Below are 23,596 nucleotides of genomic sequence, written 5' to 3'. Positions count from 1 at the left end.
TTATGGAGGTAATAATTATGAAAACAAAAATTTCTCATTTAGGCAGAAGCACTGTTTCCGTCGTCCTTGCGGTAATGATGCTCCTGTCAACAATGCTTATCGGTACTGTTTCAACAGTTAATGCTGTCACTAAGACTTTTGAAGCCGTAAATCTTGTTGGTAATATTAACGGTAACACTAAATGGGATTCAACTGAGTATCCTTTTACTTTTGATGAAACAACAGGTTATTGGTATTTAGACATTACCATTACACAGTCGAGTGAATTTAAAGCTCGTGTCAATAATGGTTGGGATATTAGTTTCGGTGCTTCTGGTGGTGACAACTATACTATATCTGAGTCTGAAATTGGTGATTACAGAATCTCCGTTAAAGACGGTTCTGATAATAATACTGATCTTACTGTACAAAAGACAGTAAAAAAAGTTGCTGATAGTGTAGCTCTCACAGCTAATCCTACATCTGTAAAAGTCGGAAATTCCGTTACTCTTACACCTACAGTAAGTGGTGCAAAATCGGATAATCTTACTTATACTTATAAAAAGACATCTGATGGCACAGCAACTGAAGAAAAGAATGCTGACAATTCTCTTACTGTAACCCCGACTGTAGCCGGCACTTATAAGTATACGGTCACAGTTTCAGCAGACGGTTATTCGCCTGTTACAAGCAACGAGATTAGTTTTACAGCAACTGATTCTGTTAAATATTATATTTGCGGTAGATTTAATACTACATGGCATGACCCGTCAGTTGATGATCCGCAGTTTGTAGAAGATGAAAGCAATCCTGGTCTTTTCTACTATGAAACCGGTAAAACTATAGCTGATTTGTCAGGTACGATATCAGAAACTTACGGCGATACTCCAAAGTATTTTTATATATACAAAACAGCGACGAATGAATCAACTAATTATCTTACCACAAGTGATAATGCCGGGCACAATTTCCAGAACAATACTGTTGATAGACCACTTGCGCTTAGTAATAAAACTGGTACAGATGAGAAGTACCTTGTTCGTTTTAACGATGATAAGGACACTTCTACAACTCCGGTTACCATTTGGCTTGATACTAGAAATAACGAATATAAGCTTTGGTATACAACAGCACTTTCTCATATAGTTAATGTGGCAGAGGGTGTATCGGCAACTGTTGATAAGGAAACAGCTACAGCCGGCGAAACGGTTACTGTTACTGCAACTCCTGGAACTGGCGAAGTTCTTAACACGGTAACTGTTGTGGGTGAAAACGGTAGTACTCCAATTGAAACCACCGTAAGTGGTAAAACTGCAACATTTAAAATGCCTGATCAGGATGTTACCGTAACAAATGTAACATTCCGTACCGCAAACACATACACAGTAACATTCAGTTCAAGTGACGATAAATTCGGTACTGTTTCCGCTGAATACAACGGAGCTGATTTTACTTCCGGCAAAACAGTAACCGAGGGCGATACAGTAACATTCACTGCAACTCCAAAGGATGGCTACGCTCTTTCCAGTTGGACTGTAAACGATGCATCAGTTTCTTCAACAGCTAAACAGTATGCAATTACAATCGATAGTGATACAACTGTAGTCGCTAACTTTAAAGAAGTAACCGGCACTCTGTCAAAATATTATCTTCTCTGTGGCACAGGCGCAACATTCAAAGCGGATTCGTATACGCATGTTCCTCTTTATACAAATGAAGATGGTGTATTCTACGCAGACTTTGATGTAGCCAAAGATTCCATTCCTAAAAGTAAAGATTATTTTATCATTTTTTCTACAAAAGAAGATACTTCCGGCATAATTGTTGATAGTAATAATGTTACAGTTAATGCGGTTAATAAAAATGGATTCTCTTTTAGTGACTATAACGAGAATGTTCAAAATCCAAGTGGTGGTACAAATAATGTAAAATTTGCAAAAGTTTACATTAACAAAGATGAAGTTACCGGCTTTACCATTAAAATAACCAATCTTGATTTAACTAATAAGAAAATCACATACTCTGCTGAGCCTATTTTTGATGTAGCACCTGCTGATACTGTTGAAATCACGGCGAAAGACGGTACAATTCGTGCGGGCTATACTGATACTGATGCCAGTAAAACAACCGCTGTTTTAGGTGATACAACTCTTTCAATAAAAACTCCTGATGCTAAAGAAATTACTGTATCTGATTCATACGAGATTGATGGTAAAAATCGTGCTGTTACTGCTAAAAGAGTTCCTAATGGCTCAACAGTAACCGTTACAACCACAATTGACCCTACGGCAACCTTTGCAGGTCACAGTGGCAGTGATTACTATGTTAAGGGATTCAGCGTAAACGGTATCTTTGGCGGAGTTCTTTCACAGACTGAAGGTAAAGATCATAGTAGTGATGTATATACTTATACTTTTGAAGTAAATCAAGAGATTTATGGTTCAAAGCTTGAAATCACTCCTGTGTATTTCCTCAAAAATGATGAGAACTGCGTATATTTCTACATTGAGAACTACGATTCTGCAAAACAAATTTGGGGCAATACTCCTTCATGTTATGTATATTATGGTAGTGGTAAGACAACATTAGAAGCATTAGGCTATTACCCCGGACAACCAATGGTTGACTACAACGGTTCTATCTTTACTCAGATTCCTAAATCTATAGTCAATGGTGGTACCACAGAAAAAATTACAGGTATGACGCTTAATAACTATGTTTGGGACGATGTTCACAGTGCTTATAACGGTAAAAATCAAAAAAGTGATAATGCACAGACATACGACTACGATGATTTTGTTAAGATAGCTGATAGCAGTGTTAATGCTGATAACATTATTTATCGTTTTAAGTATAATACACACGATAATGTACCAGAAGATACATTAGATACTTCTGATACTGATGCTGATGGTTGGGAAGTATTCCTCGACTACCAGAATTATCCGACAGATATTTTTGGTAATAGAATTGGTAATGAGAAGCTTGACTATAAGGACACTCAGAGTGTAACCAGTAAGGATAAGTGTCTGTCAATTATTTCGGACGGTTATCAGAATAACTACATCGGTAAATATGCAACTGCGTGGAGCATTTATAACAAGGCTGGCAAAAGAGTGGCTACTATTCCTTCATCAGCTCTCTTGTATGCCCTTGACAAGACCGATGCGCAAATAAAAAAAGCCATTGATTCTGCATTAACTCCTGCTGACTTCCTCCCAGGTAAGGAAGATAGAGATACTTATTGGGCAACATTTAAAACTTTATATAATGATTATAAAGGTTTTTATGCTCAGATTAACTTTGAGGCAGCTATCAAAGGTGGTGCCGATTATGGCAATCGTCTTGACGGTCGTTGGTACTATACTAAGAGCAGTCAGAAAATCACCGGTGAAATCAAGATTCAGTATGCAAATACACTTGATGACTACAAAGTAGGCGGTTTCCATGAAGATACATTTGCTGATGAAGATGCTTCATCAATTGTCGGTACGACAACAGGAGCAAGTGCATACTTTACCGATCCAGCGGATAGAGTAAGAAAACTTGAAACTGAAGCTGATAATACTCAGGATTATAAGTTTGAAGTTAATGCAACTTCAACTGCAGCATACACATTTGTTGGTTGGTACCGTCTTATTGATGGTGATTACAAGGCAATCAATCCTTCAGATATGAGAAGTTTGACAGGTGCAGTTACACGAAATTCAGATGTAACGCTTGTTGCTCGTTATATCAAAACCCCGGGCGGTTCAATGACCTTCCACCATTCATTGTACAACGGAACAAATGCAGGCGGCGGTAAAGCCACTCCCGAAATTCAGGTTGTTGTTAAAAACAACGAGGGTAAATCTCTTTATGATTCAGGCAGGATTGCCGGCACAGCTTCAATCGATAAGACTAAGATTGCTGAATTAGCAGCGCAAACAGGTCTTACTGTAAATGTTACTCTTTACACAACAACAAAGAACCTTTATAATTTCAATGGTTACTATTCTGCTGAAAACACAACAGATATAACTGCTTTTAATCCTACTACTGGTTTTACAACAAATGTTAGCGGAGACAGAACAGAAGGTCTTGTAACTACATCAGAATATACGTTCTCGTTTAATGAATACTATAATAAGTATGCAAGCACTCTTACTGCTGCTGATGCGGGAACAGTATATTATAATTTCTATTCTGACATTACTTCTATTAAAGTACCGTATAAGGTTCAGTTCTCTTATACTGACAGAATGGGTAATCAAAAGTATTACAACAAGGCAGGTTATGTTGATCCCGAAAACACTTCATCATACACATTTGATGAGAATGCTACTAATGTTGAAGGTGTAGAATCACATTCTGTAAAGGTAACTCTTACAAATAGCTTTATCCTTTCTCTTGCACCGTATGAGTCAAACTTTACAAAGAATCTTACTTGGAATGAGACTCCTGTTAGTAATGCCGCTTTTGATTCATCAGTTACTAACTCAATAGCTTCAGCTGTTGTTAATTCAACTCAGTCAGACAGAACAATCCACCTTAATATTTATAAAGACAGTGAGGGTAAACCTACTCCGCTTATAAATGATGCTGGTCAATTTAAGCTTTACGAAAAAGATGGTTCACCTGAATTACCTTACGGTTCAGTGTTCTATGAACAAAATCCTGACGGAACTTATAAGTATGATATCACTGCTCCGAAAACATATAAAGATAGTGGTAAAGAACTTCAGTTTATGTATTGGGCAATCTACTCCGATCCGGACTGTAATAATCTTGTTATTAAAGCGTACAACAGTGAAGGAGCTTTCAGCTATGTAGCGTATGATAACTGTTGGATAGCTCCTGTTTATGGAGAAAGCTCAACTCCGGTTGCATCTGTTAAGGAAGTTTCTACTTCAACTCAGTTTATGGAAGTAACAAGAAACCAGTGGACAGCTGATAATGCTGACAGCTTCAACGGATTTGACGCTGATAGTATGACTACACTTGATACAGCTGAAGATTTCATTAAGGGTAACGGTGAAGACAAGCTTTACGCTGACTTTGTACTTAACTTCTTCTATAACGGCAAACAGCTTAGTGTATTTGATCCTGACAGCAAAAAGGTTCAGACGGGTATTGTGATGCAGAAGTTAGAGTTAGAAAAAGATTCCATTGGTGTAGGTTACAATACTGATATGAAGTACTACGCTAATAAGTACACTGCTGACCTTTCCGTGGCAGCTGAAGAAGCTAAAAAAATAATTTTGACAGGTGAATCAAGTATCGAGTCGCTCACAAAACAGATTAATAATGGTAGACTTGATAACAAGAACAGACTTCAGTATTATGCTCGTTTCAATAATACCGAAACTAATGCAAATTGTGTTTATAGAGTTTACACTTATATTAAGTATGTTAATGAATCAAATGAAACTGTTGTTGAACTTGGTAAACCTATCTACTTTACACTCTATGATATTGCGAACGCAACAGTTTGATTTTAAATTTATTGTGTGCAACAGACAATACTGTTGCACACATAAAATTTAGGAAGGAGTTATTTATGAAAAAAGAGTATTCTTCTCCTGAATTTGAATTAGTAAAATTTAAATTCGAGGATATAATTTTGACCGGTAGTCTTGATGATACTCCTGAGGCTACTAAGAGTGATGGTGACGATTGGGGGTAACGATATGAAAAAAACATATTGTTTAAAATCCCTAAAACGCTTTTCCGGATTGTTATTATCTGTATTTTTGATTATTATTTCTACATTTCAAATTTCTGCGGCTTCATATGAAACCGACGGCTTTGTATATTCTGTTTCCGACGGTAATGCAAGCGTAACCGGATATAAAGGTGATAAGACCGAAATTGTTCTTCCGCTTAAGCTTCAAAGCTGGTCGGTATCTGAAATTTCTGATTTTGCCTTTGTAGGAAAGACCGCAATAACATCGGTCAGGCTTAACGAAGCAAGATATCTTAGAAGAATCGGTACTGATTCTTTTTACGGTTGTACTTCGCTTGAATCAATTTCAATTCCTATCTGGGTGAGAGATTTTGGTGCTGCCGTATTTCAGAATTGCACAAGTTTAAAATCTGTTACCTTTAACTGTGTGCCGAGTAAAATTACCGATCAGATGTTTTACAATTGTACTTCTTTAGACAAGGTATATTTACCTGCCGGTACAAGTGCGATTGGTAAGAGTGCTTTTGCTGAATGTAAATCATTATCTGAGGTGTATATTCCTACATCCGTGACTTCTATTGCTTCTAACGCTTTCAGAAACTCTCCGAATGTAACAATCAAGGGCAGTTACGGTTCTTATGCAGAAGAATACGCAAAGGCTAACAATATTCCGTTTAACGGCATTTCTAACTATAAAATTGGCGATGTTAATATGGACGGTAATATTGATATTTCTGACGCAACCCTTGCGCAGAAGTATGTTGTCGGTATTGTTGAACTTTCGGCAGAACAAAAACATCTTGCCGATTATAACAGTGACAGCAACATCACAGTAGTTGATGCAACCCAAATTCAGAAGTTTATCGTTCATTTAAACTAACCAATAAAAAACAGGCTCACTTTTTGTGAGTCTGTTTTATTTCGGAGGACGCTTTGCCAAAATACTTAATAGCTGATTTTATTGTTGAAATTGAGCCGAAATTTGATTACTTAAAAAAATTGTGCGAACCGTTTTTGTATGAAGGGGAGAGAAGTGCAGATTTTTCTGCCATACCGTCAGCCTCATACTTAAATTCCCTGTTAAGCCGTATGGTTGAAGGTTCAACCATTGATGAAGCCGAAGAATTTGCAACGGCGTCAATTTTTAACCGCAAAATAATTCACCGTGGCGCTATGCTTGTGCATTCCTCGGCACTCGTTTTTGACGGAAAAGCGTATTTGTTTTCCGCCGATTCAGGCGTCGGCAAATCCACTCATACAAAGATGTGGCTGAAAAGATTCGGCTCAAAAGCTCATATTCTCAATGACGATAAGCCTGTTGTGAAAATTAAAAACGGAGTCCCGCTATGCTGCGGAACTCCGTTTGACGGCGGAAGCGGAATTGCTGACAACGAAACCGTTCCCATAGGTGCTATAATATTCATAGAACGCTCAGACGATAATTTTGTTACAGTCCCCGACACAAAGGAGATTGTACAAAGGCTCTACAAATCAACTGTCAAATTTGTGAATAAGTCAGATGGAATGTCTTTGCTCTCAAATCTCGATAATCTTATTCGTCATACAAAATTTTATGTGTTGCATTGTAATACAGATGATTCTGCCGTGGATGTTGCCTACAACAATATAATTAAAAACTGCAAATAAAAGACGGTCTGTTCTCGCAGACCGTCTTGTTATATGTATAAAATTGATTACTTGATTTCCTTAATCCAGCCTTCGGGAGCTTCGATTCTGCCCATCTGAATACCTGTAAGTGTATCGTAAAGCTTCTTTGTAATCGGACCCATTTCATCCATACCGCTTGGGAAACAAATTTCCTTGCCGTGGTCGTTAATTTTGCCGACAGGTGAGATTACGGCAGCTGTGCCGCAAAGACCACATTCTGCAAAGTCCTTAACTTCATCAAAGTAAACTTCTCTTTCTTCAACCTCAAGACCAAGATAATGCTCAGCAACATACATAAGTGAACGGCGGGTAATTGAGGGGAGAATGCTGTTAGACTTTGGAGTAACAACCTTGTTGTCCTTTGTTACAAAAATAAAGTTAGCGCCGCCTGTTTCTTCAACCTTAGTTCTTGTAGCTGCGTCAAGGTACATATTCTCGTCAAAACCTTCTGCATGAGCGGTAACAATAGCGTGAAGGCTCATTGCATAGTTAAGTCCTGCCTTGATGTGACCTGTGCCGTGAGGAGCAGCTCTGTCAAAGTCTGAAACCTTAATTGTAATAGGCTTTGCACCGCCCTTGAAGTAAGGACCAACAGGAGTAGTAAATACTCTGAACTGATATTCTGCCGACGGCTTAACACCAATTACAGGACCGCTGCCGAACATATACGGGCGAATGTAAAGCGTTGCGCCTGTGCCGTACGGAGGAACATAATCTGCATTTGCCTTAACAACATTGCAAACAGCCTCAACAAACTTTTCTTTTGGGAATACAGGCATCTCAAGACGCTTACAGCTGTCTTCCATTCTCTGTCCGTTAAGATCAGGTCTGAACACAACAATTCTGCCGTCACAGGTAGTATACGCTTTCATACCCTCAAAGCAAGTCTGAGCGTACTGCAAAACGCCTGCACATTCGCTGATAGTAATTGTGGTGTCGGCAGTCATATTGCCTTCATCCCACTTACCGTCTTTATAATTAGCTACGAATCTTTCACCGATGGGCATATAACCGAAGCCGATGTTTGCCCAGTCAATATTCTGCTTTTCCATCATAAATACTTCCTTTCAATTTAAGAAAAACCTCATTGGTTATGTACATATTTTAGCACTTTAACACGCAACTTGTCAATGTTATAACAGCATATTTCACCGTTTTTATTATTATTTAGGCTGTTTTTAAAGCATAATATGAATTTTTACGCATACGCAACTTTCATTTAGCGGATATTATATGCAGAAAATTAAAAACATAATATTATATTCTTTTTTGGAACAAAAAAACCGCTTTGCGGATATATACTAAACTCAATAATTTATCGGGGTGATATTATGGCTGAGGTTGTAAAAATTGTTTTGACCGGCGGACCTTGCGGCGGCAAGACTGCGGCATTGGAATATATCAGCGGAGAACTTAAAAAGCTTAATATTCCGACAATTACAATCAGCGAGTCTGCAAGCAGGCTTTTAAGCGCAGGCAAAACTCCCGAAAATATGGGTTCATACGAATTTCACAGAGAGCTGTTTGAAATGCAGCTTGCCGAAGAGAATGAAAAAACGCAGCTTGCAAAGGAAATGAATTGTGAAAAAGCGGTGCTGCTTTTTGACAGAGGCTTGCTCGACAGCAGAGCATATGTTACGGAAGATGAGTTTGCAAAGTATGCAGGACTGCACAATCTTAATGAAGATGTGATACGAAATTCATACGACGCGGTGTTCCATCTTGTGACTTCCGCAGACGGCGCAGAAGAGTATTACGGAAAAGAAACTAATATTTTCCGCAGAGAAGAAAGTCTTGAAAAAGCAAGAGAAGTTGACACAAATGTTATGGCTGTGTGGACAGGCACACCGCATTTGCGTGTTATCGACAACTCAACCGACTTTGATACAAAGCTGAAAAGACTTTTAAAGGAGGTTGTCGCTTTTCTCGGTATTCCGAAGCCGCTTGAAATTGAAAGAAAATTTTTGATTGAATATCCTGATATTGAATTTTTGAACAGCATAAAAACCTGTCGCAGAATTTCTATTACACAGGCGTACCTCACCACTCCCGATGAAGGATATTTCAGAATCCGCAGAAGGGGAGATGGTGACAAGGCTGTATATATCAAAACCGTAAAAATCAAGATATCGGATATTAAGCGGATTGAAATTGAAAATTATATTTCGAAAGAACAATACGACTCATACCTTGCGCAAAGACAGTATGTTACGGGCATCATCAGTAAAGACAGATATTGCATTGTCGATAACAACACATACTATGAACTTGATGTTTATCCGTTCTGGAGTGACAGGGCTACAATTGAAATTGAATTGCTCAGCGAAAATCAGCCGTATCAGCTTCCTTCATTTGTTAAGCTTGTCAGAGAAGTTACCTCAGAGCCGAATTACAGGAATCTTGCGCTTGCTCAGAAATACGGAAAGCCTTAATTTTTTCGGCATATAAGTTTGTGAAATAAATTTGAAAAATATTGAAAAAAAGTGTTGACAAATTAGCGTAATATGGGTATAATATAAAGGCTGACTGATGAGGTCAGCAACTTAATGCGCCAATAGCTCAGCTGGATAGAGCAACTGCCTTCTAAGCAGTAGGTCAGGGGTTCGAGTCCCTTTTGGCGCGCCACTTATGGTGGGATTAGCGTAGTTGGTTAACGCGCCAGTTTGTGGCACTGGAGACCGCCGGTTCGAATCCGGCATTCCACCCCATTTGACTCATTAGCTCAGTTGGCAGAGCACTTGACTTTTAATCAAGGTGTCCGGAGTTCGAATCTCCGATGGGTCACCAACGGCCGCTGAAGTTTTTCCTTTAGCGGCTTGTTTTTTTAACAACGGAAGAATTTAATATATACTGAGCCGTCGCCAAGCGGTAAGGCAACGGACTTTGACTCCGTCACCCGTGGGTTCGAATCCCGCCGGCTCAGCCATAAAAAGGTGCTTGCATAATCTTGTAAGTGCCTTTTTCCGTTGTATCAGTCTTTCGGTGGGTTACATTTTTCGTACAGGTTTTGTAAGCATCAATGGCAGACACTAATTTGCAAAAGATGTTAAAAAAACTCTTGACCTAAAGTTAGCTTTAGGCTGTATAATAAAGCCAAAGAGAAACTTCTCTGATTTATATTTAAAATTTATGCGATAAGGAGCTCTGATTACAATGTATATTGAAAAAATAAACGGACCGCAGGATGTTAAGAAGCTCAGTCTTGATGAGCTTAACGCTCTTGCATCGGAGATGCGTGACGCTTTACTTCACCGTGCAAGTGTCCACGGCGGTCACTTCGGTCCGAATTTCGGTATTGTAGAGGCTACAATTGCCCTTCATTATGTTTTTGATTCACCACATGACAAGTTTGTGTTTGATGTATCACACCAGTCATATCCTCATAAAATCCTCACAGGCAGAAAAGAGGCATATATTGCACAGGAGCATTACGATGATGTAACAGGCTATTCAAGCCCCATAGAGAGCGAACACGATATGTTTACTGTCGGTCATACATCAACCTCTGTCAGCCTTGCCTGCGGACTTGCAAGGGGCAGAGATGTAACAAACGGCAAAGGTAATGTTATTGCACTCATCGGTGACGGCTCAATCAGCGGCGGTGAGGCTCTTGAAGGTTTTAATGTTGCCGGTGAAATGGATTCTAACCTGATTATTATAGCAAATGATAACCAAATGTCAATTGCAGAAAATCACGGCGGACTCTATAAAAATCTCAAACTTCTTCGTGACACAGACGGCAAGGCTGAATGTAACATTTTCAAGTCAATGGGGCTTGATTATGTATATGTCAAGGACGGCAACAATATTGAAGAGCTTATCAAGGCTTTTAAGTCTGTAAAAGACATTGATCATCCTGTTGTTGTTCATATTAACACTCTTAAAGGTAAAGGTTATAAGCCTGCTGAAACCGACAAAGAAAGCTGGCATTGGTGTATGCCGTTTGATATTGAAACAGGCAAAACTACTGTTAATTTTCCTGATGAGGAGGACTACAGCTCAATTACAACAGATTATCTTAGAAATAAGATGAAGTCTGACAAGTCAGTTGTGGCGATTACAGCCGGCACTCCGGCACTTTACGACTTTACTCCTGATGAGAGAAAAGCATTCGGCAGACAGTTTCTTGATGTAGGCATCGCAGAACAGACAGCCGTTGCAATGGCATCTGCTATCGCAAAGAATGGTGGCAAGCCCGTATTCAATGTTTACAGCTCATTCATTCAGAGGACCTACGATCAGCTTTCACAGGACTTGTGCATTGATTCAAACCCTGCAACAATCCTCGTGCAAACTGCGTCGGTAAACGGTATGACAGATGTTACACACCTCGGAATTTTTGATATTCCCATGATTTCAAACATTCCTAACCTTGTTTATATCGCTCCGACAACTAAGGAAGATTACCTTGCAGTCCTCGACTGGAGCATTGAGCAGACAGATTATCCTGTTGCAATTCGTGTGCCTGTTGCAGAACTTGTTTCGACAGGCAAGCCTTGCACAAAGAATTTTGCAGAACTTAATAAATATGAAGTTGCTCAGCAGGGCGGTAAGATTGCCGTAATCGCACTCGGTTCATTCTATGTAATGGGCGAACAGGCTGCAAAGCTTATTGAAGAAAAAACAGGTACAGCACCTACTCTTATCAATCCTTACTACATTACAGGCGTTGATACAGAGCTTCTTGAAAGCCTCAAGAAAGATCACGATGTTGTTGTAACACTTGAAGACGGTGTGATTGACGGCGGATTTGGTGAGAAGATTGCCCGTTTCTACGGTCCGTCAGATGTTAAGGTTATCAATTTCGGTCTTAAAAAGGAATTCCTTGACAGATATAATCCTGCCGATGTCCTCAAAGAAAACCGCCTCACACCCGAACAGATTGCCGAAGATGCAGTCGCTTTGATTTAAATAATTTAAAAATAACTATTATAAACGAATTTTAGGAGTGAATATCAATGGTAAAACAGACAGCAGGAAGAGATAAACTCGGTGAGTTTGCACCGAAATTTGCAGAAATTAATGACGATGTGCTTTTCGGTGAAGTGTGGAGTAGGGAAGACAAACTTTCACTTCGTGACCGTTCACTTGTTACAGTTGTTGCACTTATGTCACAGGGACTTGTAGATTCTTCTTTTAAGTATCATCTTATGTCAGCCAAAAACAACGGCATTACAAAGGAAGAAATTGCAGAAATCATCACTCATTCCGCATTCTATGCAGGATGGTCAAAAGCTTGGGCAGCTTTCAATATGGCAAAAGAGGTTTGGACAGAAGAATAAAGAGCAGTTGCATATATATTTCTCTTGTGTTACAATTAACTGTAGTTATTTTAAATCTTAATTTTTACAAAGGGAAATATTATGAGAAAGACTAAATTTATAATCATCTTGTTAATGGCTGTTCTGATGACTTTTTCATCAGCCTTTTGTGTAAGTGTATCTGCGGCATCTTCGCTCGATGAGGCGGTGATTTCGGGTAATTATGACGGCATTGAGCCTATTCCCACAGAAAAGCCCGAGGACAAGCCCGTAAAGCACGGCAAGGGCTTTTCAAGCGAGGATTACGCATTGTTTTATACTCAGACAACATTCCTCGCACTTCTTGCAGGATATTTGATTATTTTCAAAGCAAAGGGTACAAAGACAAAAGAGAAAATGCACAGAAGAAAACTTGACAGAAAGTGAAGTGGAATATGAAAATAAGTGAAATATTTTTAACTGTTCTTTTTATTTTTTCGGCACTTTCGTCTTTACTGACCCAAATACCTGTTATAAGAAATTCGATTGTATTTTTTATTCTCTTGTTAGCACAGCTTTTGTTTGTATTTATATTTCATCACAACATAAAGAAAATGAAAATATACGGTACTGTTATTACTGTGCTTGCTGTATCCAACATTATCAACGGTATTATCGCATGGTGTTGGGCGTATCAATCAATTAACAGCATAAGCGTACCAATAAAACAGGGAACGGACATACTTGGAATTGTTATGGCAAAGGCATCATTTGGTATGTTTGCCTACCTTATTTCAGGGATTGCAATAGTTGTTTTTGCAGAATGTATTGTTTCGGTATTTATAAAATACCGAACAAAAAAGAAACAACAGCTTATTCACAACATCTAAAACAAAACGGATTGGCTCAATAAAATGCCAATCCGTTTTATTATGTTGACACATTAAAACAGCCCGACCAAATTACGGTCGGGCTGATAATTTATGCGCTTTCAGCACTTAATTCTTTAGCTTTTTTCAAAGCAGCATCTTTTTGCTTTTTCTTCTTGATTACCTTGAGTCGGCTGAATTCCTCACGATCCTTTTCGTCAAGTGCGTCGGAAATGAACTTAACTGTTTCCTCAAAACGGGGAATCATAATGTTCTTGAGAGCGTTTGCTCTCTTCTGAGTTTTCTTGATTGAATCGGCAAGGCGGTAAACGCTGTTCTCAATCTCGGCAAGCTCAACTGTAAGATTTTTAACTTCGGTAAATTTCGTATAAACCTTATCAATTGCCGAATTTGTTGTGCGCAGACCGTAGTGTAGGTAGTTATGGTCCTCTCGTTCCTCAATAGTGAGAATCGGAATTTCAACACCCATAACACTTCTTGAATCAAGCTTCAAGCCGTTCTCATAGGGAATAGCGTTAGAAATATCTTCACAAAAGCCGTTGGTAACATTTGCCGTTTGAAGTGCTGTGTAAGCCTCTGCATAAGCGTCATCAATTTTCTGCTGGATTGCGTTTGCATGGTCGATAAGCGTCATCATTTCTCTGATGAGAATGTTACGCTTTCTGTCCAACAGTTCATAGCCGTTTTTGGCGAGTGCAAGGGATTTCTTAGTATTCATAAGATTACCCTTGGTAGGTACTGTCTGTACTGCCATAAATGCTCACACTCCTTTCTTCAAACGATTATTTGTCACCTTTATAGTACTGATCAAGTAAAGCATCGTCAACACGGTCAAGTTCTGCTCTCGGCAATGTTGAAAGCAATTCCCAACCAAGGTCAAGACTCTGTTCAATACTTCTGTTTTCATTAAAGCCCTGATTAACGAACTTTGATTCAAACAATCTGCCAAACTCAATGTACTTCTTATCAGTAGGAGAAAGCTCCTCTTCACCGATAACAGATGCAAGCGATCTTGCATCAATTACCTTTGCATAAGAAGCGAAAAGCTGGTTTGCAAGAGGCTGGTGATCGGCTCTTGTGTAACCCTCACCGATACCGTCCTTCATAAGACGAGAAAGGGAAGGAAGAACATTAACAGGCGGATACAATCCCTGTCCCTGAAGTGAACGGTCAAGAACAATCTGTCCCTCTGTAATGTAACCTGTAAGGTCGGGGATAGGATGAGTAATATCGTCGTTAGGCATTGTCAAAATCGGAATCTGTGTAACAGAACCGTTGTGACCTTTAATCATACCTGCACGCTCATAAAGTGATGCAAGGTCAGAATAAAGATAGCCCGGGTAACCCTTTCTGCCCGGAATTTCACCCTTTGATGACGAGAACTCACGAAGAGCCTCGGCATAAGATGTCATATCGGTCATAATAACGAGAATGTGCATATCAAGCTCAAATGCAAGATATTCAGCAATTGTAAGAGCACATCTCGGTGTGAGAGTTCTTTCAATGATAGGATCGTTTGAAAGGTTCAAAAGCATTACAACTCTTGAAAGTACGCCGCTTTCTTCAAAGCTTTTCTTGAAGTATTCGGCAACATCCTTCTGAACACCCATTGCGGCAAATACAACACCGAAGTTAGAGCTGTTTGCACCGCTGATTTTAGCCTGTCTTACAATCTGAACGGCAAGGTCATTATGTTTCATACCTGAGCCGGAGAAGATAGGCAGCTTCTGACCTCTGATAAGAGTCATAAGCGTATCAATGGTTGAAATACCTGTGTTGATGTAGTTTTTAGGATAGACACGGGAAACAGGGTTGATAGGAGTACCGTTGATATTAGCCTTTTTAACAGGGAAAATATCTCCGAGTCCGTCAATAGGTTTGCCCGCACCGTCAAGTACACGGCCGATAATTTCAGGGGAAAGAGGCATCTCCATAGGATGACCTGTAAGTCTTGTTCTTGTGTTTTTAAGGCTGATTCTTCTTGTACCCTCAAAAACCTGAACAACTATTCTTTCACCCTCAATCTGAACGACACGACCCTGACGCATTGTACCGTTATCAAGACGAATGTCAACAATTTCCTCGTTGGAAACGCCCTTAACACCGTCCATAACTATAAGAGAGCCGTTAATTTCTTTAACGCCTACATAATCTATAATCATTATTGCGTTCCCTCCTTATCAAGAAATTGCAGCAAGCTTTTCGTCAATTTCCTTAATGTAATCGTCAAACATTTCAGGCTTGCTGTTAGGAATATCATACTTCATCTTTGTAAGCTTATCAAACAGACCAAGGTTAAGAATCTTGGAAAGCGGAATATTCTGAGCAACTATATCCTTAGCTTTGGCATGAAGATGAAGAATGGTTTTCATCATAAGCTTTTGCTTTTCAAGCGGAACATAAGTATCATCGGCATGGAAAGCGTTCTGTTGTAAGAAACCGACACGAATTACTCTTGCTGTTTCAATTACAAGCTTCTGGTCATCGGGGAGTACATCCGAACCGATAAGCTTTACGATTTCCATAAGTGAACTTTCTTCCTGTAAAAGTGCGCTTATTCTGTTTCTGTATTCGATGAAATCCTCACCGAGATTTTCCTTAAACCATGGGTCAAGGTCATTGAAATATTCGCTGTAGCTGTCCATCCAGTTAATGGCAGGATAATGTCTTGAATATGCAAGAGCCTTATCAAGAGCCCAGAAACATCTTGTAAAACGCTTTGTGTTCTGTGTTACAGGCTCAGAGAAGTCTGAACCCTGCGGAGAAACCGCACCGATAAGCGTTACAGAACCTTCGCCGCCGCTGAGAACCTCGGCACGACCGCCACGCTCATAGAACTCGGCAAGTCTTGAAGGAAGGTACGCAGGGAAACCTTCTTCGGCAGGCATTTCTTCAAGTCGGCCTGAAATCTCACGGAGAGCCTCAGCCCAACGGGATGTTGAGTCAGCCATCATGGCAACATGGTAACCCATATCTCTGTAATATTCGCCAAGCGTAATACCTGTGTAAATTGAAGCCTCACGAGCCGCAACAGGCATATTTGATGTGTTAGCGATAAGTACGGTTCTGTCGGTCATAGGACGCTGTGACTTTGGGTCAATAAGCTCTGAGAATTCCTCAAGAACCTGGCTCATCTCGTTGCCACGCTCACCGCAACCGACATAGATGATGATATCGGCGTCGCACCACTTTGCAAGCTGGTGCTGAGTCATTGTTTTACCTGTACCGAAACCGCCCGGAATAGCTGCTGTACCGCCCTTTGCGATAGGGAAGAGAGTATCAATAACTCTCTGACCCGTGATAAGCGGAACAGATGATGTAAGTCTTTCCTTAACAGGACGGGAAGTTCTGATTGGCCACTGCTGACAAAGGGTAAGGTTGTGCTCAACGCCTTCGTCATCCTTGATTACAACAACTGTATCAAAGAGCTTGTAGTCGCCATTGGGATTAACCTTTACTACTTCACCCGAAAGCTCAGGCGGAACCATAAGTCTGTGTTCAATGATAGGAGTTTCGGGGAGAGTAGCGTAAATCTGACCGCCCTCAAGCTTGTCACCGACTTTAACCTTCATTGTAACATTCCACAGCTTCTTGTCATCAAGAGCAGAAACCGAAGAACCACGGTTAATAAACGCACCTGCTTCTTCTTCAATAGCCTTCAGCGGTCTTTCGATACCGTCAAAGATGTTATCAATAATACCGGGGCCGAGAAGAACATTCATAGGAGCACCGGTACCCTCAACGGGATCGCCCGGTTTAAGTCCTGTTGTTTCCTCATAAACCTGAATAGTTGTGATGTCGTCTGTAATACCGATGATTTCACCGACAAGCTTTTGCTTGCCTACATGAACCATTTCCATCATCTCAAAGCTGTCGGTATTTTTTACGGTAACAACAGGTCCGTTTATTCCATATATAACATTGTTGTTTTCCATATTATTACCATCTCTTTCAAAAGAAATTAACAGTCAGCAAGATTAAAGCACACTCAGTCCGGAATTTTCAATAAACCATTCTTTCTGTGCATAGAGCTTGCTGTCAAGAGTTTCATCGGCAACAATATTCATTGCCTTGCAAAAGCCTTTGATTCCGCCGATTTTAATTGATTTGTCGGCAACAACCTCGGTGCTTCCTGCAAAAACTGCCTTGATTTTGTCTGAGTTCTTCATATCTCTTTCGTTGACATAAACAACACAGTCGTTGTCTGCAAAAAGCTTAGCAACTTCCTTTGCACTTTTAACAAGGCTGTTTGTATATTCTGATGTTTTTGTGTATTCAACAAGTCTTTCCTCAGCCTTTTTAAATACGCTTTCAGTCATTTCAGCTCTTTCAAGAAACAGTTTTTTCTGACCTTCCTGAATTTTCTTTGCAAGAATACCCGTCTGTCTGTTTCTTGATTCTTCAAGTTTGTCCTTGATATATTTTTCGCTGTCATGTCTGCCTTTTTCGGTTGCCTCTTTCAGCTTTTCTTCTTTAAGCTGAGCAACCTCTGTCTGCATGGCACTTCTTTGTTCATCAGCATATTTTTTAATGGCTTTCAGAAAGTTATCTGTTTTGTTTTTGGAGTTTTCCATTAAAAATAACCTCCCTGAATAAATTCAGATATGTGATAATTACAGCTTTACGCCGATTGCGTCCTGAACATATTTTGTAATACTGTCCTTGGTTCTTCCGTTACCGTGACGGTCGGGAATTTCAACAATAAGCGGCTGTTTGCGGTTAAGCTTAAGGTCATAAATAAGGTCGGGACAGAGCGAAACAAGTGTTTCCGTAATAAGAATAACTGCAATATCATCCCTGTTCATAGCCTTTTCAAGCTCACTGCGTACCTCATCCTCCTGATGAACAACTACGCCTTCAATACCTGCAAATCTCATACCCATTTTGGTATCGACATTATCACTTATAAGAAAAAATTTCATAATAATCAATCCTTAACGAAACTTAAATCGCTTAAATTATCTTGCAAAGATAAGAAGAATTGAAACGAGCATACCGTAAATAGCGATACCTTCACCAAGTACAACGAAGATGATTGCTTTACCGAATGCCTTAGGATCTTCACTTGTAGCACCGATAGCGGCAGGAGCAGCGTTACCAACGGCAATACCGCCGCCGATACATGAAAGACCTGTTGCAAGAGCGGCACCGATATATGCAAGACCGTCAGCCATACCCGATGTAGCGGCAGCGGCGTCACCTGTAGCAGCGCTTGCTACGATAGGGCATACCATGCAGAATGCAAATACAGCAGCGAATGAGCAAATCTGAGTAAGAACTGTTTTCTTTCTGCTCTTGCCGTGTTCAAAAGCCTTTACTGCAAGAATTGCAGACGCACAAAGGAATACTACCGGAACAGCTAACATAATTAAATTGAATAACATAATAATACCTCCAAAAAATTATCAATCAATATTTAATTTAACAGGTTCGTAAGGTCTGCCTTCACCGGAATAGAAACGGCTGAACATCTCGTAATATTCAAGTCTTAAAACCTGAATTGCAACAAGAAGCGCCTCAAGAACCATTACAAAAACATTACCTAAAACAACTACGGGCCAGTATGCAACGGCGGGAGCTGTTTGGGCAAGCACGAAAACAACTGTCATCATACCTGCGTGTACAAGAACGAATGCACCGACTCTCAAAAAACTTACCGTGTTTGTAACATATTCAAGCAAAAATTCGATTGACTCGATGGCATGTTCAAGAATATATCCGCCCCAGCTTTCGGGCTGCCAGTCTTTTTCTCCTGCAATAAGAAGTCCGAGAGGCTCGCCAAAGAAGATAAGCAGATAGGGGAGAACGATAAGGCAAAGAATGTATGCAAGTGAGAATACCTGAAGACCGAGCACAAGCTGTCCTACAACACCGAAAATAATTGAGCAGTAGAATACAAGACCCGCACAACCGCTTGATCCGAACAAAGCTTTTCCCACATCTCCCTGCTTAAAGGAACTGTAAATATTAAGTCCCATAGCAACCACAACAAGCGTAATACCTATTGAAACCGCCGCAAGAAGAATCATAACAATTGAGTTTGATGACATTACTTCAATCGGTTTTTCATCAAGTCCGAAAAGTGCCTTGTAAAGAGGATCGAGTACATGCTCAAATCCGAACACACTTCCGAACACACAGCCGAATATCGCAGAAGAAATTCCGCACGGCATAAGAATTTTACCGATTTTCATTTTCTTGAGTTTCCACATAAGCGCACCGACAATTGATACACAGATGCCCTGACCGAGGTCAGCAAACATTATGCCGAATATAATGACATAAGTGATAGCGATAAAGAGTGACGGATCAATTTCGTTATATTTCGGAACACCGTACATCTCTGTGTAAAATTCAAACGGTTTTGCAAGGAAACAGTTTTTGAGTTTGACAGGCGGTGATTTTGCAATCTCCGTCTTGCCGTCTGAAAAATCTACATTGACGCTGGCAATTTTTTTGAGTCTGCGTCTGAGAGGCTTAGCATCCTCTGTAGGAACCCAACCTACAATGATAAAGCTTTTGCTGTACTGCAATGCTTTGGTGCGGATTTTAGCATAAAGATTAAGCTCTTCAAGCTTAGAAAGGTATTTACAGATTCTAACCTCATACTTGTCAACATAATCGTCAACCCGCTTCTGAGCTTCTTTAAGCTTTTCCTCAAGGTGGGGGATAAGACTCTCAAGTTTTTTCAGATGAATTCTCGGTGTGTCATTAACTCCGAGAACATCGCATTTTTCAAAATATAATCCCGAAAAGATTCTGTCAATTTCCTCGGTTTTATCAATCGGAGCAAAATAAACACCCCAATAGTGTGATTTGTCTTCGGTACAGACAATAAAATCTACATAAGGATTATCTTTATAGGCTGAAAGCTTTTCAAAGCTTTCCTTAGGCAGTCTGCCAAAGCGTGAACTGATATACTTTAAGGTTAAAACCTTTTCAATTTCAACCCCAAGTCCGACAAAGTGAGTGGTTTCAACAAGATTTTCCTTTGCCTGCATCAGCTGTTCTTCAACAAACAGCCTGTCATCTGCAAGAACTTCAATGTCGCTGTTTATTTGATTTGTAAACAGTTCAATTTCTTTAAAGGTCGGATTAAAGTCACTTACATCAACAAGATTAAACTTGCGTTTTGTAAGACCTAATGTTGCCTTAAGAGTGTTAAGAGGTTCAGCATAGATGTTTTTTGATTGCAGATGCGTAAAATCCTTTGTGTTGCTGTAAAAGGATGAAACATTATCGGGATGGAACACACCTGATTCACCAAGTACCGATATTACATTATCAATATCATTTGTAAGCCCGATAATGCTTACGGCCTGCATGGTTGAAACAGCCAAATTTTAATCACCTCTTCTTAACAGTCATCACATTTTTTATTTAATAAGCAATGACTGCGTAAGTTTATTGTCAAGTTCATATCTTGTGCCTTCAATCAAAGTGATAATATTCATCAGCTCTGTTTCGGCAACAAACATATATGAAATCATTACAACCGAAGGGTTGTTGGAAAAGTGCATATTTTTCTTTGCAAGCCTGTATTTTACTCTTGGCGAAATATCGCTTGCATAGACATATCCGATTTTATCAATCAGTCTTCCGTTGTGAGTGTTCTGCATAATAGAAAATATCTCTCCGGAAGATTCTGCCTTACACATCATATCAATGGTTCTTTCGTTGAGATTAGTGTAATTAAGCAGAAGATTTGATTTGATGTCATCGGGAGAAAGCTTATAATATTTTTTCAATCTCAAAATTCTTGAGAAAATATTATAGTCGTTAATCGTGAAGAAAAAGTTGATTAACTCACGCTTTTCCTGTCCTTTGGTTGTTGCTTTAATCAGTTTGGTCAGCTTTCCGAACACTAAGTCATACAGCTTGTTCTCAATGTCCGATATCGGAAGTCGATTTTTCTCATCGGGAGAAAATTGCTTGAGAATATCGTAGAATTGGGAGGACTGTGTGGCGTTCAGAAACTCTTCATAATTTGTTGCATTGGCAAGCTTGTTGACATCAATTTCCGTATGCTTTGAAATATAACCCGGAAACTGGTAAATAAACTTGTCCGTTGAGTTTGAACTGAGCAGGATAAGAAATCTTACAATCTGCTCAACCTCTAATGTCGAGATAATGTACGATGACAACCCCGAGCTTACACTCGAATCGTATCTGCACAAAGAGTCAAATTCATAGAAAAGATTTTGCCTCAAAAGAGCCTCAAGCCTTCCTCTGTGAATTTCACGCTCGCTGACATCCGTCAGAGCCTTGGAGTAGTGCGTATTGTTTTTGAGATACGACATAATTTCTCCGACACTCTGGCACACAAGCAAACTCTGGTAGTCCTTTTCTGTCAGTCTTTTACCAAACTTGGATCTTGCTTTCGTCAGAACGGCGAATGAAGTTTTTGACATTATCCGCATACACCTCCTTGTAAACAGTCAATGAAAGTTACTGAGCGACTGTTCTTTTGACGATTTCGTCAACCCACTTGTCGCAGTTAAGCTTAAAATCAGAGTCAAGCTTGATATGCACTGAATTGTGCTTGCCCTGAATTTCTTCCCATTGCTGCTCAGCTTTCTTTGCTTCCTGAATGTCGTTGCGTTTCACAACCTCTTCAGCTTTTGCCATATAGTCATCGTAGATTTTCTTTGTCTCGATTTCTATAGATTTGGAAAGTTCCTCTTTTTCTTCAAGAGTATCCTTTTCCATGGCTTTGGCTTCGTTGTCGGCATCAACGATTTTTTTAATCATATTTTCCACAATACCACCCCCGTGAAAAATTAGTTTTTAAGCGCCTGAAGCGGAGCCGGAATTCTTCCGCCACGCTTAATGAATACCTCCGGAGAACCTTTCCTTACAGGCATAACGGGACCTCTGCCGAGCAGTCCGCCAAAATTAAGTTCTTCGCCTGCACTTTTTCCGATAGCCGGAATAAGTCTTACCGCCGTTGTCTTGGTATTTACCATACCGATTGCAGCCTCGTCGGCAATGATTGCCGAGATAACCTCAGGAGTAATGTCCCCCGGCACTACAATCATATCAAGTCCAACCGAACAAACGGCTGTCATTGATTCAAGCTTTGTAATGTCAAGGAAACCTTCGTTGGCAGCATGAATCATACCTGCATCCTCAGAAACAGGGATGAAAGCACCGCTTAAACCGCCGACATGGGAAGAAGCCATAACGCCGCCTTTTTTAACAGCGTCGTTAAGAAGTGCGAGAGCAGCGGTTGTGCCGTGACATCCGCACACTTCAAGTCCCATCTCCTCAAGAATATATGCAACACTGTCACCGACAGCAGGTGTCGGGGCAAGTGAAAGGTCAACAATACCAAAGGGAACACAAAGTCGCTTGCTTGCTTCTCTTGCAACAAGCTGTCCCATACGGGTGATTTTGAATGCAGTTTTCTTAACCATATCTGCAATTTCCGTGATGTCTTTTCCTGCGCCGTCCTTTGCAAGAGCGGCTCTTACAACGCCGGGACCCGATACACCGACATTGATAACGGTATCGGCTTCACCGACACCGTGGAAAGCACCCGCCATAAACGGGTTGTCTTCGGGAGCATTACAGAATACAACGAGCTTTGCGGCACCGATGCAGTTTCTGTCGGCTGTAACTTCCGCAGCCTGCTTAACGACTTTACCCATCATCTTAACAGCATCCATATTGATGCCGGCTTTTGTAGAACCGATATTTACGGATGAACAAACGAAATCGGTTTCGCTCAAGGCCTGTGGGATACTCTCAATAAGAGCGTAGTCACCGCTTGCAAAACCCTTCTGAACAAGAGCGGAATAACCGCCGATGAAGTTTACGCCGAGTTCCTTTGCGGCTTTGTCAAGAGTGTGGGCAAACTTGACAACATTTTTGCTCTGGCACGGAGCGGCTACCATACCGATAGGGGTAACTGAAATTCTTTTATGAATAATAGGAATACCAAATTCCTTCTGGATGTCTTCACCTGTTTTAACAAGGTCTTTGGCGCTGCGGCAAATTTTGTCGTAAACCTTTGTACAAGCTTTGTCAATGTCCTCGTCAATGCAGTCGAGCAATGAAATACCCATTGTAATTGTTCTTACATCAAGGTTTTCATTATCTATCATATTTATAGTTTCAAGTATATCTCTTGTCTCCAACATATTATGTATATC

At 40.2% G+C, this 23,596-nt stretch carries 20 protein-coding genes and 4 tRNA genes; 13 read left to right on the top strand and 11 right to left on the bottom strand.

Annotated features, from left to right (window positions below):
- The first annotated feature begins 17 nt into the window (after positions 1 to 17).
- The 4 genes from RBATCC27255_RS06895 (at position 18) to RBATCC27255_RS06885 (ending at position 7,291) form a co-directional block, all read left to right on the top strand.
- Positions 18 to 5,453: an InlB B-repeat-containing protein gene (locus RBATCC27255_RS06895; RefSeq protein ID WP_101029325.1), complete on the top strand. Its 5,436-nt coding sequence runs from the start codon at positions 18 to 20 to the stop codon at positions 5,451 to 5,453.
- A 65-nt stretch (positions 5,454 to 5,518) separates the two neighbouring features.
- Positions 5,519 to 5,644 carry a hypothetical protein gene (locus RBATCC27255_RS10670; protein ID WP_270204139.1) on the top strand — a complete coding sequence of 42 codons (126 nt, stop codon included), beginning with the start codon at positions 5,519 to 5,521 and terminating at the stop codon, positions 5,642 to 5,644.
- Between the two features lie 4 nt (positions 5,645 to 5,648).
- Positions 5,649 to 6,524 (top strand): leucine-rich repeat protein, encoded by an 876-nt coding sequence (locus tag RBATCC27255_RS06890; RefSeq protein ID WP_169923285.1) that lies wholly within the window; start codon positions 5,649 to 5,651, stop codon positions 6,522 to 6,524.
- Positions 6,525 to 6,577: 53 nt separating this feature from the next.
- Complete coding sequence (locus RBATCC27255_RS06885) at positions 6,578 to 7,291, top strand: hypothetical protein (protein ID WP_101029323.1); 714 nt, start codon at positions 6,578 to 6,580, stop codon at positions 7,289 to 7,291.
- A gap of 47 nt (positions 7,292 to 7,338) precedes the next feature.
- Here the strand turns inward: RBATCC27255_RS06885 and RBATCC27255_RS06880 are convergent, their stop codons facing one another.
- Positions 7,339 to 8,364, bottom strand: a complete 1,026-nt coding sequence (locus RBATCC27255_RS06880; RefSeq protein ID WP_101029322.1) for a branched-chain amino acid aminotransferase — start codon at positions 8,362 to 8,364, stop codon at positions 7,339 to 7,341.
- Positions 8,365 to 8,643: 279 nt separating this feature from the next.
- On the opposite strand from RBATCC27255_RS06880, the gene RBATCC27255_RS06875 reads away from it, so the two are divergent.
- The 9 genes from RBATCC27255_RS06875 (at position 8,644) to RBATCC27255_RS10475 (ending at position 13,442) form a co-directional block, all read left to right on the top strand.
- A complete protein-coding gene (locus RBATCC27255_RS06875) occupies positions 8,644 to 9,744 on the top strand; it encodes an AAA family ATPase (protein ID WP_101029321.1) in 1,101 nt (366 codons plus the stop codon).
- Between the two features lie 116 nt (positions 9,745 to 9,860).
- Positions 9,861 to 9,937, top strand: a tRNA-Arg gene (locus RBATCC27255_RS06870).
- Between the two features lie 6 nt (positions 9,938 to 9,943).
- Positions 9,944 to 10,020, top strand: a tRNA-His gene (locus RBATCC27255_RS06865).
- A gap of 3 nt (positions 10,021 to 10,023) precedes the next feature.
- Positions 10,024 to 10,099, top strand: a tRNA-Lys gene (locus RBATCC27255_RS06860).
- 64 nt (positions 10,100 to 10,163) lie between these two features.
- Positions 10,164 to 10,238 (top strand) — tRNA-Gln (locus RBATCC27255_RS06855).
- A gap of 227 nt (positions 10,239 to 10,465) precedes the next feature.
- The gene (locus tag RBATCC27255_RS06850; RefSeq protein ID WP_101029320.1) at positions 10,466 to 12,223 is read left to right on the top strand and encodes a 1-deoxy-D-xylulose-5-phosphate synthase; all 1,758 of its coding nucleotides are present in this window, start codon (positions 10,466 to 10,468) and stop codon (positions 12,221 to 12,223) included.
- A gap of 47 nt (positions 12,224 to 12,270) precedes the next feature.
- Positions 12,271 to 12,594, top strand: coding sequence for a carboxymuconolactone decarboxylase family protein (locus RBATCC27255_RS06845; protein WP_015524011.1), 324 nt, complete (start codon positions 12,271 to 12,273; stop codon positions 12,592 to 12,594).
- Positions 12,595 to 12,675: 81 nt separating this feature from the next.
- Positions 12,676 to 12,999: a hypothetical protein gene (locus RBATCC27255_RS06840; protein WP_101029319.1), complete on the top strand. Its 324-nt coding sequence runs from the start codon at positions 12,676 to 12,678 to the stop codon at positions 12,997 to 12,999.
- A 167-nt stretch (positions 13,000 to 13,166) separates the two neighbouring features.
- Positions 13,167 to 13,442: a hypothetical protein gene (locus RBATCC27255_RS10475; protein ID WP_169923284.1), complete on the top strand. Its 276-nt coding sequence runs from the start codon at positions 13,167 to 13,169 to the stop codon at positions 13,440 to 13,442.
- Positions 13,443 to 13,533: 91 nt separating this feature from the next.
- On the opposite strand, the gene RBATCC27255_RS06830 is transcribed toward RBATCC27255_RS10475, so the two are convergent.
- Genes RBATCC27255_RS06830 through RBATCC27255_RS06785 form a run of 10 tightly spaced genes read right to left on the bottom strand, consistent with a single transcriptional unit; the run spans position 13,534 to position 23,584 of the window.
- Positions 13,534 to 14,196 (bottom strand): V-type ATP synthase subunit D, encoded by a 663-nt coding sequence (locus RBATCC27255_RS06830; RefSeq protein ID WP_101029317.1) that lies wholly within the window; start codon positions 14,194 to 14,196, stop codon positions 13,534 to 13,536.
- A 28-nt stretch (positions 14,197 to 14,224) separates the two neighbouring features.
- Positions 14,225 to 15,604: a V-type ATP synthase subunit B gene (locus RBATCC27255_RS06825; RefSeq protein WP_021882860.1), complete on the bottom strand. Its 1,380-nt coding sequence runs from the start codon at positions 15,602 to 15,604 to the stop codon at positions 14,225 to 14,227.
- Positions 15,605 to 15,622: 18 nt separating this feature from the next.
- Positions 15,623 to 17,377, bottom strand: coding sequence for a V-type ATP synthase subunit A (locus RBATCC27255_RS06820; RefSeq protein WP_101029316.1), 1,755 nt, complete (start codon positions 17,375 to 17,377; stop codon positions 15,623 to 15,625).
- Between the two features lie 42 nt (positions 17,378 to 17,419).
- Entirely contained in the window at positions 17,420 to 18,016 is a 597-nt protein-coding gene (locus tag RBATCC27255_RS06815; protein ID WP_101029315.1) for a V-type ATP synthase subunit E, read from the bottom strand.
- 39 nt (positions 18,017 to 18,055) lie between these two features.
- The gene (locus RBATCC27255_RS06810) at positions 18,056 to 18,364 is read right to left on the bottom strand and encodes a V-type ATP synthase subunit F (protein ID WP_046432893.1); all 309 of its coding nucleotides are present in this window, start codon (positions 18,362 to 18,364) and stop codon (positions 18,056 to 18,058) included.
- Positions 18,365 to 18,400: 36 nt separating this feature from the next.
- Entirely contained in the window at positions 18,401 to 18,826 is a 426-nt protein-coding gene (locus RBATCC27255_RS06805; RefSeq protein WP_101029314.1) for an ATP synthase subunit C, read from the bottom strand.
- Positions 18,827 to 18,847: 21 nt separating this feature from the next.
- The gene (locus RBATCC27255_RS06800) at positions 18,848 to 20,782 is read right to left on the bottom strand and encodes a V-type ATP synthase subunit I (RefSeq protein ID WP_101029313.1); all 1,935 of its coding nucleotides are present in this window, start codon (positions 20,780 to 20,782) and stop codon (positions 18,848 to 18,850) included.
- Between the two features lie 36 nt (positions 20,783 to 20,818).
- Positions 20,819 to 21,853 (bottom strand): V0D/AC39 family V-type ATPase subunit, encoded by a 1,035-nt coding sequence (locus tag RBATCC27255_RS06795; protein WP_169923283.1) that lies wholly within the window; start codon positions 21,851 to 21,853, stop codon positions 20,819 to 20,821.
- 37 nt (positions 21,854 to 21,890) lie between these two features.
- Entirely contained in the window at positions 21,891 to 22,202 is a 312-nt protein-coding gene (locus RBATCC27255_RS06790) for a hypothetical protein (RefSeq protein WP_101029311.1), read from the bottom strand.
- 20 nt (positions 22,203 to 22,222) lie between these two features.
- Positions 22,223 to 23,584: a PFL family protein gene (locus RBATCC27255_RS06785; protein WP_101029310.1), complete on the bottom strand. Its 1,362-nt coding sequence runs from the start codon at positions 23,582 to 23,584 to the stop codon at positions 22,223 to 22,225.
- Between the last annotated feature and the right edge of the window lie 12 nt (positions 23,585 to 23,596).

The sequence above is a fragment of the Ruminococcus bromii genome (genome assembly GCF_002834225.1).
GTDB classification, from domain to species: Bacteria; Bacillota; Clostridia; order Oscillospirales; family Acutalibacteraceae; genus Ruminococcoides; species Ruminococcoides bromii.
The sequence above is the reverse complement of the archived record's forward strand: the minus strand, read 5'-3'. Positions and strand labels throughout refer to the sequence as shown.

Excerpts from the sequence above, each read along its gene's own strand:
- RBATCC27255_RS06840 (WP_101029319.1), top strand. The coding sequence starts at position 12,676 with ATGAGAAAGACTAAATTTATAATCATCTTGTTAATGGCTGTTCTGATG.
- RBATCC27255_RS06890 (WP_169923285.1), top strand. The coding sequence starts at position 5,649 with ATGAAAAAAACATATTGTTTAAAATCCCTAAAACGCTTTTCCGGATTG.
- RBATCC27255_RS06785 (WP_101029310.1), bottom strand. The coding sequence starts at position 23,584 with ATGTTGGAGACAAGAGATATACTTGAAACTATAAATATGATAGATAAT.
- RBATCC27255_RS06850 (WP_101029320.1), top strand. The coding sequence starts at position 10,466 with ATGTATATTGAAAAAATAAACGGACCGCAGGATGTTAAGAAGCTCAGT.
- RBATCC27255_RS06795 (WP_169923283.1), bottom strand. The coding sequence starts at position 21,853 with ATGTCAAAAACTTCATTCGCCGTTCTGACGAAAGCAAGATCCAAGTTT.
- RBATCC27255_RS06895 (WP_101029325.1), top strand. The coding sequence starts at position 18 with ATGAAAACAAAAATTTCTCATTTAGGCAGAAGCACTGTTTCCGTCGTC.
- RBATCC27255_RS10475 (WP_169923284.1), top strand. The coding sequence starts at position 13,167 with ATGAAAATATACGGTACTGTTATTACTGTGCTTGCTGTATCCAACATT.
- RBATCC27255_RS06830 (WP_101029317.1), bottom strand. The coding sequence starts at position 14,196 with ATGGCAGTACAGACAGTACCTACCAAGGGTAATCTTATGAATACTAAG.
- RBATCC27255_RS06815 (WP_101029315.1), bottom strand. The coding sequence starts at position 18,016 with ATGGAAAACTCCAAAAACAAAACAGATAACTTTCTGAAAGCCATTAAA.
- RBATCC27255_RS06820 (WP_101029316.1), bottom strand. The coding sequence starts at position 17,377 with ATGGAAAACAACAATGTTATATATGGAATAAACGGACCTGTTGTTACC.
- RBATCC27255_RS06880 (WP_101029322.1), bottom strand. The coding sequence starts at position 8,364 with ATGGAAAAGCAGAATATTGACTGGGCAAACATCGGCTTCGGTTATATG.
- RBATCC27255_RS06845 (WP_015524011.1), top strand. The coding sequence starts at position 12,271 with ATGGTAAAACAGACAGCAGGAAGAGATAAACTCGGTGAGTTTGCACCG.
- RBATCC27255_RS06810 (WP_046432893.1), bottom strand. The coding sequence starts at position 18,364 with ATGAAATTTTTTCTTATAAGTGATAATGTCGATACCAAAATGGGTATG.
- RBATCC27255_RS06875 (WP_101029321.1), top strand. The coding sequence starts at position 8,644 with ATGGCTGAGGTTGTAAAAATTGTTTTGACCGGCGGACCTTGCGGCGGC.
- RBATCC27255_RS06805 (WP_101029314.1), bottom strand. The coding sequence starts at position 18,826 with ATGTTATTCAATTTAATTATGTTAGCTGTTCCGGTAGTATTCCTTTGT.
- RBATCC27255_RS06825 (WP_021882860.1), bottom strand. The coding sequence starts at position 15,604 with ATGATTATAGATTATGTAGGCGTTAAAGAAATTAACGGCTCTCTTATA.
- RBATCC27255_RS10670 (WP_270204139.1), top strand. The coding sequence starts at position 5,519 with ATGAAAAAAGAGTATTCTTCTCCTGAATTTGAATTAGTAAAATTTAAA.